We start from the raw sequence: 13,053 nt of genomic DNA, 5'->3' as shown, positions 1-13,053 counted from the left end.
ACCCACGCTGAGTTCGTGGCTGGATTCCACCGCCACGGTGGCAAGGCACCGTTGGCTTGGGACAATTAACGCTGTGTTCAAAAATGACGTCCTGACTATCGTTGGCTTCATGCCTCCGGGCAACCCTGTGCAGGCTCCAGAAAAGCATTCGGCGCTGTGTTCAACAGCGCCGTGTGGGATTACTTGATCAAGCCAACCCGCGAGAAATTCGGCAGGTGGCTGAGTTTGGGTTCCGGCCAGCTCATCCAGACCGCAAAGGCCTTGCCGACGATGTTTCGGTCCGGGACCATGCCCAGCAGGTCCTTGGGAATGTTCGGATCATCCCAGTAACGGCTGTCGTTGGAGTTGTCGCGGTTGTCGCCCATCATGAAATAGTGCCCCGCCGGCACGGTCCACGAACGGTCCGGCGTTGCGCGGTAGCGGCTCATTTCCTTGCGGATCAGGTGTTCGGCCTCGCCGAGCTTTTCCCGGTAGAGTTCGGCACTGCCCAGCGTACCCGGCTCGGAGCCGAGCAATTGTTCAGCCACCGATTCGCCATTGACGAACAGACGCTTGTCGGCGGTGTAGCGGATCGTGTCGCCCGGCAAGCCGACCACCCGCTTGATGTAGTTGACGTTCGGGTCGCTCGGGAAGCGGAACACCATGACATCGCCGCGTTGCGGATCACCCACCTCGATGACTTTCTTGTCGATCACCGGCAGGCGGATCCCGTAGGAGAACTTGTTCACCAGAATGAAATCGCCCACGTCCAGGGTCGGCTTCATCGAACCGGACGGGATCTGGAACGGCTCCACCAGGAACGAACGCAGCACCAGCACGATGAACAGCACCGGGAAGAACGACTTGCCGTATTCGACCAGCAGCGGTTCCTTGTTGAGCTTTTCGATCACCACACCATCAGGCTGGCTGACGCTGCCCTGATAAGAGGCGATGGCCGCCCGGCGCCGAGGCGCCAGGAACAACAGATCAAGCAACGCCAACAGGCCGCAGACGAACACGGCGATAACCAGCAACAGCGGGAAATTTAGCGACATAGGACCTAACTATCCAACCTGAGCACCGCAAGGAAGGCTTCCTGTGGAATTTCCACGTTACCGACCTGCTTCATGCGTTTTTTACCGGCCTTCTGCTTTTCCAACAGCTTGCGCTTACGGCTGACGTCGCCGCCGTAGCATTTGGCCAATACGTTCTTTCTGAGCGCCTTGACGGTTGTACGCGCCACAATCTGCCCGCCAATGGCGGCCTGGATTGCCACATCGAACATCTGCCGCGGAATCAGTTCCTTCATCTTCTCGGTCAATGCACGACCTTTGTAGTGCGCGTTGTCACGGTGCACGATCAATGCCAGGGCATCGACTTTCTCACCGTTGATCAGCACATCCAGTTTCACCAGATTAGCCGATTGGTAACGATCGAAATGATAGTCCAGCGAAGCATAGCCGCGACTGGTGGATTTGAGGCGGTCGAAGAAGTCCAGCACCACTTCGTTCATCGGCAGGTCGTAGGTCACCTGGACCTGCGTGCCGAGGAACAGCATGTCGTGTTGTACGCCGCGTTTCTCGATGCACAGGGTAATGACGTTACCCAGGTGCTCCTGAGGCACAAGGATGTTGGCCCGCACGATCGGCTCGCGCATGTCCTCGATGGCCGACAGGTCCGGCAGCTTGGACGGGTTGTCGACGTAGAGGGTTTCGCCGTTCTTGAGCAGCAGCTCGAAGATTACCGTCGGTGCCGTGGTGATCAGGTCCAGGTCGTATTCGCGCTCCAGGCGCTCCTGGATGATTTCCATGTGCAACATGCCCAGGAACCCGCAGCGGAAGCCGAAGCCCAGGGCGTCGGAGCTTTCCGGGGTGTATTGCAGGGAGGAGTCGTTCAGGGTCAGCTTTTGCAGGGCTTCGCGGAAATCCTCGAAGTCGTCGGAGCTGACCGGGAACAGGCCGGCATAGACCTGCGGCTGGATGCGTTTGAAACCGGGCAGCACATCGACGTCGGGGGTGGAACTCAAGGTCAGGGTGTCGCCGACCGGCGCCCCGTGGATGTCCTTGATACCGGCGATGATGAAGCCCACTTCGCCGGCCTTCAGGTCGACGGTGGCGGTATGTTTCGGGTTGAAGACCCCGACGCTGTCCACCAGGTGGATCTTGCCGGTGGACTTGACCAGGATCTTGTCGCCCTTCTTCACGCGGCCATGGCGCACGCGTACCAGGGAGACTACACCCAGGTAGTTGTCGAACCAGGAGTCGATGATCAACGCTTGCAGCGGATCTTCGATGTTGCCGGTTGGCGCAGGAATGGTGGTGACCAGGCGTTCGAGCACTTCATCCACGCCCAGGCCGGTCTTGGCACTGCAGGTGACCGCGTCGGTGGCATCGATGCCAATGATTTTCTCGATTTCTTCCTTCACGCGGTCCGGATCGGCCTGGGGCAGGTCGATCTTGTTCAGCACCGGCATGACTTCCAGACCCTGCTCGATGGCCGTGTAGCAGTTGGCGACCGACTGGGCCTCGACGCCCTGGCCGGCATCGACCACCAGCAATGCACCCTCGCAGGCCGCCAGCGACCGGCTGACTTCATAGGTGAAGTCGACGTGACCCGGGGTATCGATGAAGTTCAGCTGATAGGTGACGCCGTCGCGGGCCTTGTAATACAGGGTAACGCTGTGGGCCTTGATGGTGATCCCGCGTTCACGCTCGAGGTCCATGGAGTCCAGGACCTGGGCTTCCATTTCACGCTCGGCCAGGCCGCCGCACATCTGGATGAAGCGATCAGCCAGCGTCGACTTGCCATGGTCAATGTGGGCGATGATGGAGAAATTGCGGATATGACTCAAATCACTCACGGATCAACACTCAAAAAGGCTGCAGGCATGGCCCGCCGAAAAATAGCCGGGAATTGTACCTGATACAGACGCCATTGTGGCGAGGGGATTTATCCCCGCTGGGCTGCGAAGCAGCCCTCGACCTATCAACCCTGGCGATGCGCCAGGGAGGATGCTGGGGACTGCTGGGCAGTCCAACGGGGATAAATCCCCTCGCCACATGAAGCCTGCTTGCCACAAGAATTGGGGTCAACCCGCCCTGCGCAGCAGCCAGAGCCCGGCCAACGCGCAGACAGCCGCGGGGACCAGCACCGCAAACAGCGGCGAGAAACCAAACACCAGGCTCGACGGCCCCAGCAGATCCTGGGCGATACGGAAGGTGAAGCCCACCAGCACGCCGGTAAACACTCGTTGACCAAGGGTCACCGAACGCAGCGGGCCGAAAATGAAGGAAATCGCCATCAACACCAGAGCGGCGGTGACCAGCGGTTGCAACACCTTGACCCAAAAAGCCAGCCAGTAGCGGCCATTGTTCAGGCCCTGGTCCGCCAGATAGTGGATATAGCCCCACAAACCGGTAATCGACAGCGATTCCGGCGCCATCACCACGGTGCTGAGCAACTGCGGGCTGATCGACACGTCCCAACGCTCTTGCGGGGCAGCGACCACCTCGGTGCGCTTGTCATGGAACAGGGTGGTGGTGACATCACTCAGTTGCCAGTGGTCCTCGGCGAAATTCGCGCGCTTGGCGAAGCTCGCTGACAGCATGTGCCGCTGGTCGTCGAAACGATAGCGGGTCACGCCATAGAGGATGCCATTGGGCTGGACCGAGTTGATGTGGATGAACTCGTCACCCTGGCGGTGCCACAGGCCGTGCTTGGCGCTTTGCGCATCACCGCCGCCCTGGGCCAGGGAACGGTTGGCCTGGGCGGTGTTCTCGGTGGCCGGGGCGATGTATTCGCCGATCAACACACCCACCAGCATCAGCACCAGCATCGGCTTCATCACCGCCCAGACGATCCGACCAATGGACACGCCTGCGGCGCGCATGATGGTCAGCTCACTGTTGCTGGCCAGGCTGCCCAGGCCGATCAGGCAGCCGATCAGCGCCGCCATCGGCAGCATGTCGTACAGGCGCCGAGGCGCGGTCAGCAGCACGTAGCTCGCCACGTCCGTCAGGGTATAGGTGTCGCTGACGTCGCTCATTTCATCGATGAAGGCAAACAGGGTCGCCAGGCCAAGGATGATCCCCAGCACCGCGAGAATCGCCATGAACACACTGCTGCCGATGTAGCGGTCGAGTTTAACCACGGGCCACCTCCAGCGCGCTGCGGCGACTGGCCAGTTTCAGGCGCAGGGGTTCCCAATAGAGCAGCCCCAGGCCAATGGCCAGGAAGATGCCATGCACCCACCACAAGCCCAGCGTCGGCGGGATCTTGCCCTTCTCCAGGGCGCCGCGGGCGGAAATCAGGATGGTCAGGTAAGCCATATACAGGAGAATCGCCGGCAGCAACTTGAGGAAACGGCCCTGGCGCGGGTTGACCCGCGACAGCGGGACCGCCATGAGGGTCACGATGAACACCAGCAGCGGCAACGACAGGCGCCATTGCAGCTCGGTGCGGGCACGAATGTCCTTGTTGCCCAACAGGCTGGCGGTGGGCATCGCGTCGCGATCGGTGACTTCGTCGCTGACCTCGGGCTTGGGCAACAGCACACCATAGGTGTCGTACTTGATGGCCCGGTAGTCGGCCTGCCCCGGCTTGCCATCGTAGCGATAGCCATTGTGCAGGATCAGGTAGCGGTTGCCGTCGGGGTTGATTTCCTGTCGGCCCTTCTCGGCCACCAGCACGGAAATGCCACGGTCCTTCTTGCTGTCCGAAGACAGGTTCTTTTGCGTAATGAAGACGCCGCCCAGGTCGATCCGGTCATCCGAGAGCTGTTCGGTGTAGGTCACCCGCGTGCCGTCGCGCAGGGCCTGGAAACGCCCTGGCACCAGGGTGTCGAATTCGGTCATGGCGTCCTGCTGGTTGATCAGCAGCTGGAATTGGTTGGCGCCCTGGGGCGACAGGCTCAGGCTCAGCCAGGCCACCACCAGCGCCACCAATGTGGCCGGGAACAGGGTCATGCGAAACAGCCGTTGCTGGCTCATGCCGGTGGCCGACAGCACGGTCATTTCACTGTCCAGGTACAGCCGCCCATAGGCCAGCAAAATACCGAGGAACAACCCCAGCGGCAGGATCAATTGCAGGAAGCCCGGCAGGCGGAACCCCATGATCAGGAACAGGGAGCCCGGATCCAGGGCACCGGAGGCCGCCTGGGCAAGGTATTTGATGAAGCGTCCGCTCATGATGATGACCAGCAGCACGGCGCTCACGGCGCTCAGGGTCAGCAGGACTTCGCGGGATAGATAACGAAAGACGATCACACCAGACACTCCAGGGTTGTCAGGCTGGGTTTTGTATGAAAAGTGCCTGCGCGACGATCATGCTGCGTTGAAAACAGGCTCGGAATGCTCATTGACAGCCAGTCAACTCCGCTTCCTCGCCTGTTTTCGCCTTGCCTGATCGCCGCTCGGCGACTTTTCATACAAACCCTTAGGCGGCCAAACAAGCAAACGTATCGAGCCGGTCCGCCAACGCGAACCGCCGAAAAAAGAGCCGCATTATCCTGTGATTGGAGGCGCCTGTCACTTCGCACGCTTTAAACCGGTGCTTAAAGCCAAAAGTTAGCGCCGTCGAGGGTTGTCAGGCTCGGCCGCCGGGGTTCAAACTGCGGCCTTTGTCGCCGGCAAGCACCGGCGCTTCTATATAGAAGAAGCTCGCTCAGCGCGCCATTGTGTCGGCGCCTGGCCTCTTGACCATTCACTCAGGGAACCGGACATGGAACTGGTTGTAAAAAGCGTCAGCCCAGAAACGTTGAAAACCGCCACGCTGGTGGTTGCCGTCGGTGAAAACCGCAAGCTCGGCGTCGTCGCCACCCAGCTCGACAGCCTGAGCGGCGGTGCCATCAGCGCCGTGCTCAAGCGCGGCGACCTGGCCGGCAAGGTCGGCCAGAGCCTGCTGCTGCACAGCCTGCCCAACCTCAAGGCCGATCGGGTGCTGCTGGTGGGCGTGGGCAAGGACGCCGAATTGGGCGACCGTCCGTTCCGTAAAATCATCGCTGGCGTGTTGGGCACCCTCAAGGGCCTGGGCGGCGCCGATGCCGTCCTGGCATTGGACGAGTTGGTGGTCAAGGGTCGCGACAGCTACGGCAAGAACCGCCTGCTGGCGGAAACCCTGGTGGACGGCGAATACCAGTTCGACCAGTTCAAGAGCCAGAAAGCCGAACCCCGCGCCCTGAAGAAAATCACCCTGCTGACCATCAAGGCCGCCCAGGCTGAAGTCCAGCGCGCCGTGACCCACGCCACCGCGATTGCCAACGGCATGGCCTTCACCCGTGACCTGGGCAACCTGCCGCCGAATATCTGCCACCCGACGTTCCTCGGCGAACGAGCCAAGGCACTGGGCAAGGAGTTCAAGGGCCTGAAGGTCGAAGTCTTCGACGAGAAGAAGATCAAGGACCTGGGCATGGGTTCGTTCTATTCCGTCGGCCAGGGCAGCGCCCAGCCGCCGCGCCTGATCGTCATGCAATACAACGGCGGCAAGAAGTCCGAGAAGCCATATGCGCTGGTTGGCAAGGGCATCACCTTCGACACTGGCGGCATCAGCCTCAAGCCAGGCGCCGGCATGGATGAAATGAAGTACGACATGGGCGGTGCCGCGAGCGTGTTCGGCACCCTGCGCGCCGTGCTCGAACTGCAATTGCCGATCAACCTGGTGTGCATCCTGGCCTGCGCCGAGAACATGCCCAGCGGCACCGCCTCGCGTCCGGGCGACATCGTCACCACCATGAGCGGCCAGACCGTGGAAATCCTCAACACCGATGCCGAAGGCCGCCTGGTGCTGTGTGACGCCCTCACCTACTCCGAGCGCTTCAAGCCGCAAGCGGTGATCGATATCGCCACCCTGACCGGCGCCTGCGTCGTCGCCCTCGGTGCCCACACCTCGGGCCTGCTGGGCAACAACGACGAACTGATCGGCCAATTGCTCAGCGCCGGCCAGCAAGCCGACGACCGCGCCTGGCAGTTGCCTTTGTTCGACGAGTACCAGGAACAACTGGACAGCCCGTTCGCCGACATCGCCAACATCGGCGGCCCGAAAGCCGGGACCATCACCGCGGCCTGCTTCCTGTCGCGTTTCACCAAGAACCTGAACTGGGCGCACCTGGACATCGCCGGCACGGCCTGGACCAGCGGCGGCAAGGACAAAGGCGCCACCGGCCGCCCAGTGCCCCTGCTGACCCAGTACCTGCTGGACCGCGCCAAGGCCTGACACCAATGACCGTCGTTGGCGTCACCCTCGGGTGGCGCCAGCGGCGGCTCAGGAACCGCAATGACCAAAGTCGATTTCTATATCCTGCCCAGCGCCGATCCGTCGGCGCGGCTGGATTTCGCCTGCAAGCTCGTCGAAAAGGCCTGGCGCATGGGGCACCGCATCTACCTGCATTGCAGCGATGCCGCCCAGCGCGATGACCTGGACGCACGCCTATGGGCTTTCAAGGGCGAGAGTTTCGTGCCCCACGGCCCGGCCGAAAGCGAACCCGAGGGGCTGATCGTACTGGGACTGGGAGATGACTGCGGCCATCATCAGGACCTGTTGGTCAACCTCGACCTGAAAGTACCGGCCTTTGCCCAGCGCTTCGCCCGCGTGGCGGAAGTGGTGGTGGAAGATCCGGCCATCCGACAAGCCGCGCGGGAGAGTTTCCGTTTCTACCGCGAACAGGGCTATCCTCTGCAAGACCACCGTTTACAGCGACTCTGAGCCCTACGATGGACACTCCAAAATCGCCACAAAAGCCCGCGCACCTGTTGGACGACCTCGAGTCGATCCGCCAGTTGCTCGGCGACGACAACCTGCAACCGCCACTGCTGACCGATACGGTCGTGCCCGAGCCGGTGCATGACGAGCAGATTCCCCTGCTGTTCGATCCGATCAACGGCCAGCCCGAACCCGAGCCTGCCGCCAAGACCGAAGCCAAGGGCCCCGACGCCCTGCTGCACCTGGACCGCGAATTGCGCGCTGCGGCGCAGTTGATCATGCAAGACGTCATCGACGACTTCGCCCCGCACATCGAAACCGAGATCAAGCGCCGGCTGGAGGCAAGGATGGAGCGGCTCGTCGCCGCAGCTACGAGCGGCAAGCTTTAAGCTGCAAGCAAAAGCAAAAGCCGGATCCCTCTTGCAGCTTGCAGCTTGTGGCTTGTACCTGCCCCCCCCGCTATACTTCCCGGCTTTTCCTGAATAAATGCCAATAGGGTCCCGCCGCGCATGGATAAGACCTACCAGCCGCACGCCATTGAAACTTCCTGGTACAACACCTGGGAGTCCGAGAATTATTTCGCTCCGCAAGGCGCGGGCGATTCCTACACCATCATGATCCCGCCGCCGAACGTCACCGGCAGCCTGCACATGGGCCACGGCTTCAACAACGCGATCATGGACGCCCTGATCCGTTTCCGCCGCATGCAAGGTCGCAACACCCTGTGGCAACCGGGTACCGACCACGCCGGTATCGCCACGCAGATGCTGGTGGAACGCCGCCTCGAAGCCCAAGGCCAGAATCGCCACGACCTGGGGCGCGAGAAATTCCTCGAGAAAGTCTGGGAATGGAAAGATGAGTCCGGTGGCAACATCAGCCGCCAGATCCGTCGCCTCGGCTCGTCCGTGGACTGGAGCCGCGAGCGCTTCACCATGGACGACGGTCTTTCGGAAGCGGTGAAGGAAGCCTTCGTGCGCCTGCATGAAGACGGGCTGATCTATCGCGGCAAGCGCCTGGTCAACTGGGACACCAAGTTGCACACGGCCATTTCCGACCTCGAAGTGGAGAACCACGACGAGAAAGGTTTCCTGTGGAACCTCAAGTACCCCCTGGCCGACGGCGCCAAGACCGCCGAAGGCAAGGATTACCTGATCGTCGCCACCACACGCCCGGAAACCATGCTGGGTGACGCCGCCGTCGCGGTAAACCCGAACGACGAGCGCTACCAGGCACTGATCGGCAAGTTCGTCGAGCTGCCCCTGGTTGGCCGTCGCATCCCGATCATCGGCGACGATTACTGCGACCCTGAATTCGGCACCGGCTGTGTGAAAATCACCCCGGCCCACGATTTCAACGACTACGAAGTCGGCAAGCGCCACAACCTGCCGCTGCTGAACATCTTCGACAAGAACGCCAACGTGTTGCCGGCGGCCCAGGTGTTCAACCTCGACGGCACGCTGAACGAAAGCGTCGACGGCACGCTGCCGGCCGAATACGCCGGCCTGGACCGCTTCGAAGCACGCAAGCAGATCGTCGCGGCATTCGAGGCCGCCGGCCTGCTGGTCAGCGTCGACGATCACGCCCTGAAAGTCCCGAAAGGCGACCGCTCCGGCACCATCATCGAGCCGTGGCTGACCGACCAGTGGTACGTGTCCACCAAACCGCTGGCCGAGCCGGCGATTGCCGCCGTGGAAGACGGCCGCATCCAGTTCGTGCCCAAGCAATACGAAAACATGTACTTCTCGTGGATGCGCGACATCCAGGATTGGTGCATCAGCCGTCAGCTGTGGTGGGGCCATCGCATCCCGGCCTGGTACGACGAATCGGGCAAGGTCTATGTCGGCCGCGATGAAGCCGAAGTCCGCGCCAAGCACAACCTCGGTCCGGACGTCGCCCTGACGCAGGACAACGACGTCCTCGACACCTGGTTCAGCTCGGGGCTGTGGACCTTCTCGACCTTGGGCTGGCCGCAACAGACCGAGTTCCTGAAGAAATTCCACTCCACCGACGTGCTGGTCACCGGCTTCGACATCATTTTCTTCTGGGTCGCCCGGATGATCATGTTGACCATGCACCTGGTGAAGAACGAAGACGGTACCCCGCAAGTACCGTTCAAGACGGTCTACGTTCATGGCCTGGTGCGCGACGGCCAGGGCCAGAAGATGTCCAAGTCCAAGGGCAACGTCCTGGACCCGCTGGACATCATCGACGGCATCGACCTGGAAACCCTGGTGCAGAAACGCACCTCCGGCCTGATGCAGCCGAAACTGGCGAAGAAGATCGAGAAGGCCACCCGCGAAGAATTCGCCGAGGGCATCGCCAGCTACGGCACCGATGCCCTGCGTTTCACTTTCTGCTCGCTGGCGTCCACCGGTCGCGACATCAAGTTCGACATGGGTCGCGTCGAAGGCTATCGCAACTTCTGCAACAAGATCTGGAACGCCGCGCGCTACGTGCTGGACAAGGGCGAAGACTGCGGCCAGAACGGCGAAGCCTACGAGCTGAGCCTGGCCGATCGCTGGATCATTTCGCAGTTGCAACGCACCGAGGCCGAAGTGACCCGCCAGCTGGACCAGTTCCGTTTCGACCTGGCCGCACAAGCCTTGTACGAGTTCATCTGGAACCAGTACTGCGACTGGTACCTGGAGCTGTCCAAGCCGGTGCTGTGGGACGAGAACGCACCGGTCGAGCGCCAGCGCGGCACCCGCCGCACCCTGGTTCGCGTGCTGGAAGTGGCCCTGCGCCTGGCGCATCCGTTCATGCCGTTCATCACCGAGGAAATCTGGCAGCGCATCGCACCGCTGGCGGGCATCCAGGGCAAGACGATCATGCTGCAACCGTGGCCGGTGGCCAACGAGACCCGCATCGATCCGGCAGCCGAGGACGACATCGAATGGCTCAAGACCTTCATGCTGGGCCTGCGTAACATCCGCGCCGAAATGAACATCGGCCCGGGCAAGCCGCTGACCCTGTTCCTGAAGAATGCCAGCGCCGAAGACCTGCGCCGCCTCAACGAAAACGAAGCGCTGCTCAAGAAGCTGGCGAAGCTCGAGTCGGTGACGGTGCTGACCGCCGGCGAAGAAGCGCCACTGTCGGCCACCGCCCTGGTCGGCGAGATGGAAGTGCTGGTGCCGATGGCTGGCCTGATCGACAAGGCCGCCGAACTGGCGCGCCTGGACAAGGAAATCCTGCGCCTGAAGGGTGAAGTGCAGCGGGTTGGTGGCAAGCTGTCCAACGCCGGTTTCGTCGACAAGGCTCCAGCCGAAGTCATCGAGAAGGAACGGGCCAAACTGGCCGAGGCCGAACAGGCCCTGGGCAAGCTGGCCGAGCAGCATGGGCGGATCTCCAGCCTGTAACGGCGGTTCGTCACTGAAGAAGGAGGCCCTGGTGGCCTCCTTTTTTTCTGCCTGGCACTTTCCTATTCATGCTGAGCCCCCCTAATGTGGGAGCGAGCTTGCTCGCGATAGCGGAGGGTCAGCTTGCATCAATGCTGGATGTGTCGCCGCCATCGCGAGCAAGCTCGCTCCCACATTTGAACTGCGCAGTCATCAAGACCAGTCTGGATGTGGGACAATACCCGCCACTTTTTGAGCCATCCCCGAATCGACCCGCCAATGACCGCCCCCCGCACACCCAAACCTGCACGCCAGAAGCCCAAGTCCACCACCGAGGCCAAAGCCGTGGCGCCGCGGGAAAAGGCCAGCCTACATCCACGCAACCGTCACCAGGGCCGCTACGACTTCCCGGCGTTGATCAAGTCCACGCCTGAATTGGCCAAGTTCGTGATCATCAACCCGTACGGCAAGGAAAGCATCGACTTCGCCAGCCCCGACGCGGTGCGGGTGTTCAACCGGGCGCTGCTCAAATCCTTCTATGGCATCGCCCATTGGGACATTCCGGCCGATTACCTGTGCCCGCCGGTGCCAGGTCGCGCCGACTATGTGCATTTCCTCGCCGATTTGCTCGCCAGCCATAACGACGGAGAGATCCCTCGGGGTGCGGCGGTGAAGGTGCTGGACATCGGCACCGGCGCCAACTGCGTCTATCCGCTGATCGGCTACAGCGACTACCGCTGGCACTTCCTCGGCTCGGAGATCGACCCGACCGCCATTGCCTCGGCCAAGGCCATCGTCCAATCCAATGGTTTGAACAAGGCCATCCAGTTGCGCCAGCAAGCCAACCGCAAGCAGATCCTCCTGGGCCTGCTGGAGGATGGCGAACGGTTCGACCTGACGATGTGCAACCCGCCATTCCACGCCTCCCTGGAAGAAGCCACCAAGGGCAGCCAGCGCAAGTGGCGGGCACTGGGCAAGGCCGATCCGAAGCGCAAGCTGCCGGTGCTGAATTTTGGCGGCCAGGCCGCGGAGTTGTGGTGCGAGGGCGGGGAAGCGCGATTCGTCACGCAATTGATCAGCGAAAGCGCACAATTGGCCAGCCAAGTGTTGTGGTTCAGCACCCTGGTGTCGAAGGTGTCGAACCTGCCGGCGATTCAGGCCGCGCTGAAAAAGGCCGGGGCGCTGCACAGCCACGTAGTGGAGATGTCCCAAGGCCAGAAGCAGAGTCGTTTCGTGGCCTGGACCTTCCAGACCGAGGCCCAGCAACAGGCGTGGCGCCAGGCGCGTTGGGTTCGCAAGGGCTGAATCGGCATAGCGCTCACCACCAATCCTTCAGCCAGCAAAAGAACCCTGTGGCGAGGGGATTTATCCCCGCTGGGCTGCGAAGCGGCCCTAAAAGCAGTCAACTCGGGTGTCAGGTCTTGCGAGCGCTTCGCGCCCAAGCGGGGATAAATCCCCTCACCACAGGCCACTTTTTCCAAGGCAATAAAAAACCGTGCCCGGATCACTCCGAGGCACGGTTTTTTTACAGCGATCTTACTTGTTGACCGCGTCGGTCAGGCCTTTGGCCACAACCAGCTTGATCACTTTCTTGGCAGCGATTTCGATGGCAGCGCCAGTCGAAGGGTTACGGCCGGTACGGGCAGGACGCTCGGTGACTTTCAGCTTGCCGATACCTGGCAGGGTGATTTCGCCGCCGTTTTCCAGCTGATCGGCAACGATTTGGCCCAGTTGGTCCAAAGCGTTACGCGCGGTGGTTTTTGGCGCGTCGATGGCTTCAGCGATGTCAGCGATCAGTTGGTCTTTAGTAAGAGCCATGTAGTGTTCCTTCCCTATCAAATTCATATGGATTGCAGAGTGCAGTGTCAGCCATCGAGCCCGATCTCTCTGGATCAGGCACCCTCGGCAATCACCACGACGGATCGGGGTAATAGATGCCGAAAACCGGGTTTGGTTCGACCTGACAGATGCTGAATGCACGCTTAACGCAGTGACTTCGCGTAAGACCGGGCAAAACTAGCACAACGCCTCTGAAATATCCGCC

General features: G+C 61.5%; 10 protein-coding genes. 5 read left to right on the top strand and 5 right to left on the bottom strand.

Annotated elements, in window-relative coordinates; genetic code table 11:
* Positions 1-179: 179 nt before the first annotated feature.
* The 4 genes from lepB to lptF all read right to left on the bottom strand — a co-directional run bounded on the left by lepB (position 180) and on the right by lptF (position 5,243).
* Positions 180-1,034: a signal peptidase I gene (gene lepB / locus BLP82_RS07020; protein WP_092166276.1), complete on the bottom strand. Its 855-nt coding sequence runs from the start codon at positions 1,032-1,034 to the stop codon at positions 180-182.
* Between the two features lie 5 nt (positions 1,035-1,039).
* A complete protein-coding gene (lepA, locus tag BLP82_RS07015; protein WP_060740809.1) occupies positions 1,040-2,839 on the bottom strand; it encodes a translation elongation factor 4 in 1,800 nt (599 codons plus the stop codon).
* A 228-nt stretch (positions 2,840-3,067) separates the two neighbouring features.
* Complete coding sequence (lptG, locus tag BLP82_RS07010; RefSeq protein WP_072408974.1) at positions 3,068-4,129, bottom strand: LPS export ABC transporter permease LptG; 1,062 nt, start codon at positions 4,127-4,129, stop codon at positions 3,068-3,070.
* Positions 4,122-5,243, bottom strand: coding sequence for an LPS export ABC transporter permease LptF (lptF, locus tag BLP82_RS07005; protein WP_092166274.1), 1,122 nt, complete (start codon positions 5,241-5,243; stop codon positions 4,122-4,124). Before lptF ends, lptG begins: the two co-directional genes overlap by 8 nt.
* A gap of 454 nt (positions 5,244-5,697) precedes the next feature.
* Here lptF and BLP82_RS07000 point away from each other — a divergent pair, with 454 nt between their 5' ends.
* The 5 genes from BLP82_RS07000 (at position 5,698) to rlmF (ending at position 12,314) form a co-directional block, all read left to right on the top strand.
* Positions 5,698-7,188: a leucyl aminopeptidase gene (locus BLP82_RS07000; protein WP_060740806.1), complete on the top strand. Its 1,491-nt coding sequence runs from the start codon at positions 5,698-5,700 to the stop codon at positions 7,186-7,188.
* 60 nt (positions 7,189-7,248) lie between these two features.
* The gene (locus tag BLP82_RS06995; protein WP_092166272.1) at positions 7,249-7,677 is read left to right on the top strand and encodes a DNA polymerase III subunit chi; all 429 of its coding nucleotides are present in this window, start codon (positions 7,249-7,251) and stop codon (positions 7,675-7,677) included.
* Between the two features lie 8 nt (positions 7,678-7,685).
* Entirely contained in the window at positions 7,686-8,063 is a 378-nt protein-coding gene (locus BLP82_RS06990) for a DNA polymerase III subunit chi (protein WP_092166270.1), read from the top strand.
* Positions 8,064-8,183: 120 nt separating this feature from the next.
* Positions 8,184-11,030: a valine--tRNA ligase gene (locus BLP82_RS06985; RefSeq protein WP_092166268.1), complete on the top strand. Its 2,847-nt coding sequence runs from the start codon at positions 8,184-8,186 to the stop codon at positions 11,028-11,030.
* 258 nt (positions 11,031-11,288) lie between these two features.
* Entirely contained in the window at positions 11,289-12,314 is a 1,026-nt protein-coding gene (rlmF, locus tag BLP82_RS06980; protein WP_092166266.1) for a 23S rRNA (adenine(1618)-N(6))-methyltransferase RlmF, read from the top strand.
* A 231-nt stretch (positions 12,315-12,545) separates the two neighbouring features.
* Here rlmF and BLP82_RS06975 read toward each other — a convergent pair whose 3' ends face one another.
* Positions 12,546-12,827 (bottom strand): HU family DNA-binding protein, encoded by a 282-nt coding sequence (locus tag BLP82_RS06975; RefSeq protein WP_007905514.1) that lies wholly within the window; start codon positions 12,825-12,827, stop codon positions 12,546-12,548.
* Positions 12,828-13,053: the final 226 nt, after the last annotated feature.

Origin of the sequence: Pseudomonas sp. NFACC37-1, from assembly GCF_900101575.1 — a bacterium.
Lineage (GTDB): Bacteria > Pseudomonadota > Gammaproteobacteria > Pseudomonadales > Pseudomonadaceae > Aquipseudomonas > Aquipseudomonas fluorescens_AA.
This window is presented reverse-complemented; position numbering and strand designations above follow the sequence as displayed.

What these genes read in the sequence shown, in the direction of transcription:
- BLP82_RS06985 (WP_092166268.1), top strand. Translation starts at nt 8,184, where the DNA reads ATGGATAAGACCTACCAGCCGCACGCCATTGAAACTTCCTGGTACAAC.
- lepB (WP_092166276.1), bottom strand. Translation starts at nt 1,034, where the DNA reads ATGTCGCTAAATTTCCCGCTGTTGCTGGTTATCGCCGTGTTCGTCTGC.
- rlmF (WP_092166266.1), top strand. Translation starts at nt 11,289, where the DNA reads ATGACCGCCCCCCGCACACCCAAACCTGCACGCCAGAAGCCCAAGTCC.
- BLP82_RS06975 (WP_007905514.1), bottom strand. Translation starts at nt 12,827, where the DNA reads ATGGCTCTTACTAAAGACCAACTGATCGCTGACATCGCTGAAGCCATC.
- BLP82_RS07000 (WP_060740806.1), top strand. Translation starts at nt 5,698, where the DNA reads ATGGAACTGGTTGTAAAAAGCGTCAGCCCAGAAACGTTGAAAACCGCC.
- BLP82_RS06990 (WP_092166270.1), top strand. Translation starts at nt 7,686, where the DNA reads ATGGACACTCCAAAATCGCCACAAAAGCCCGCGCACCTGTTGGACGAC.
- BLP82_RS06995 (WP_092166272.1), top strand. Translation starts at nt 7,249, where the DNA reads ATGACCAAAGTCGATTTCTATATCCTGCCCAGCGCCGATCCGTCGGCG.